At 33.6% G+C, this 2,660-nt stretch carries 1 protein-coding gene and 1 pseudogene; both read left to right on the forward strand.

From position 1 onward, the window contains the following. Positions 1–325 precede the first annotated feature (325 nt). A pseudogene (locus ENL20_12060) lies at positions 326–1,336 on the forward strand (chorismate synthase). 486 nt (positions 1,337–1,822) lie between these two features. Continuing rightward, the coding region (locus ENL20_12065) for a type I 3-dehydroquinate dehydratase (GenBank protein ID HHE39290.1) at positions 1,823–2,660 on the forward strand (838 nt) is incomplete at its 3' end.

Here is a 2,660-nt window from a genome sequence, read left to right on the forward strand (position 1 = left end):
AATTACTTTTTGAAAAAAAGACTGGACTTAACAGCAAATTTATTTGCAGTTGTAAGTAGTTCGGAATTTTTAATCCGGCTTCAGACGGATTGTTCCGAAAAACTAACTCAAAATTTATTTTGAGAATTTGAAAATCAACAGAACAAGTTCTGTTCTACGGTAGTTCGGAGCTTGTTCCGAAACCATTACAAAAAAATCCTGTTAAAGGAAAAAGGAAACAGAACAAGTTCTGTTCTACGGTAGTTCGGAACTTGTTCCGAAACCATTACAAAAAAATCCTGTGAAAGGAAAAAGGAAACAGAACAAGTTCTGTTCTACATTAATTATGAAAGCAAATAGTTTCGGAAAATATTTTGGCATAACAACTTTCGGTGAAAGTCATGGAAAAGCGATCGGTGTTGTGATCGAAGATGTAAAACCGGGAATCGATTTTCCATTAGCAGATATCCAGCAGGAATTAGAAAAACGCAAACCCGGAATTGGAAAATTTTCATCAAAACGAAAAGAAAAAGATAAGATCGAGATCCTTTCCGGAGTTTTTAAGGGCAAGACAACCGGAATGCCGATTTGTCTTGTTGTTTACAATAAAGATATGAAACCCGAAGATTATGATCACCTGAAAGCTGTTTTTCGTCCTGGTCACGCAGATTACTCTCTTTTCAGGAAATTCAAAATTTATGATTATCGCGGTGGAGGACGAGTTTCCGGAAGAGAAACAATTTCAAGAGTTGCAGCTTCCGGAATGGTAAATGATTTGTTGGGGAATATCGAGATCAACCTCTACCCTATTCAAATCGGAAAATTCCAAGTAAAAAATTTCGATTTTAAGTTTCATAATGAATTATCCTGGTTTGATAAAGATAATTATGAAAATTTAATTGATTATCTTTCTCAAATTCAAAAAGACAGAAATTCTGTTGGTGGAATCGTGGAGGTTAAGATCAAGAATCTTCCCGCAGGTTTGGGAGATCCTGTTTTTGAAAAACTCGATGCAAACCTGGCAAAAGCGATCCTTTCTATAGGAGCAGTAAAAGGAATCGAATTTGGAGATGGATTTGAACTTGCATCCAAAACAGGACTCGAAGCAAATGATCAAATGGACAAAACTGGTTTCCTCACAAATCATTCCGGTGGAATTTCAGGAGGAATTTCAACTGGACAAACTCTTATTTTCAGATTTGTAGTGAAGCCGACTTCATCGATCGATATTCCTCAAAAAACGATCACCCAAATTAATGAAGAAGTTGTTTTCCATTCAAAAGGAAGACATGATACCTGCATTATTCCAAGGATCTTACCAGTTGCCAAAGCAATGACCAAGTTGGTTCTGACAGACGCGATCAGTTATCAGAAATTGATTTCAGGAGAAAAGCGGTCTCTAACCGATTACCGGGAAACGATCGCTAAAATCGATGAAGATATTTTGATCGCACTCTATCGAAGGCGGGAAATATCAAAGAAAATAGGAGAATTTAAACGCAAAAATAATTTGAAAATTGAAGATAAAAATCGGGAAAATGAACTTTTGGAAAATCTCAAACAGAAAGCAGAATTATGGAATATCAATGAAAATTTTGTCGAAACAATCTGGAAAACGATAATTGAAGATAGTAAGAAAAAGCAATAATGATCCGAAGATTGGGAAACCATTGAAATGGTTTTTTATTCATTATTTTTTGCTTTTATCACCCGAATAAATTCGGGTGTTGTTCTGAAAAAGTAATGGAAAGAATCAGATAAACACCACAATTTATTGTGGTGATATGACTTATGGAGAACAAGCAATAACCATTTTAATGGTTTCTAAAAAAAGATTTAAGTTATGATCATATTATCCATCCCATTTTTAAATAAACAATTCGTTCAAAAAACCGTTGAAAAATATCGGAATAAATTTGAATTACTCGAATTCAGATTGGATTATAATAAAAATTTTACGGAATTTCCTGATAATCTAATAGATAAAAAAGCCATAATTACGATTAGAGACATTTCCGAAGGTGGAAAGTCCGAAATTCTTTTTTCAGAAAAAATAGAATATTACAAAAAAGTGATTGCTAATCACAATTGTCTGGTTGATCTTGAAATAAATCGCTACCAAAAAACCTCGATAAATCCAGACGATCTGATCCTTTCTTATCACAATTTTTCCGATACTCTAAGAATTGAAAAACTTAAAGAGATCATAAATTACTCCAATTCTATTCCCTCAAAATTCCTGAAAATTGCAGTCAACATCGATAAATATTCAGAATTATTTGAAATCTCATATTTAATTTCAAAATCGAACAAGCCGGTAATTTTCGCAGGAATGGGAAAATTGGGAAAAATTTCCCGTCTCCTTTTTCAACAATTTGGAGCAGTAGGAACTTTTGTCGGACTCGATTTTTTTCCAACAGCAAACGGACAATTAACAATAAAAGAAGTAGAAAAATATTATCTCCAAAAAATATCAAAAAGCACAAAAATCGGAGGAATTGTTGGTGGGAAACAGGTTGAGAAATCTCTCGGAATTTTCTTTTATAATGACTATTTCAGGAAAAATAAGATCGATGCTGTTTATCTTCCTTTTGTGGTTGAAGATTTAAACGATTTCTGGAAGTGGATGGAAAAATCTCGAATTGATTTTTATGGATTTTCGATCACGATGCCGTTTAAGA

Source organism: Candidatus Cloacimonadota bacterium (assembly GCA_011372345.1).
Taxonomy (GTDB): domain Bacteria; phylum Cloacimonadota; class Cloacimonadia; order Cloacimonadales; family TCS61; genus DRTC01.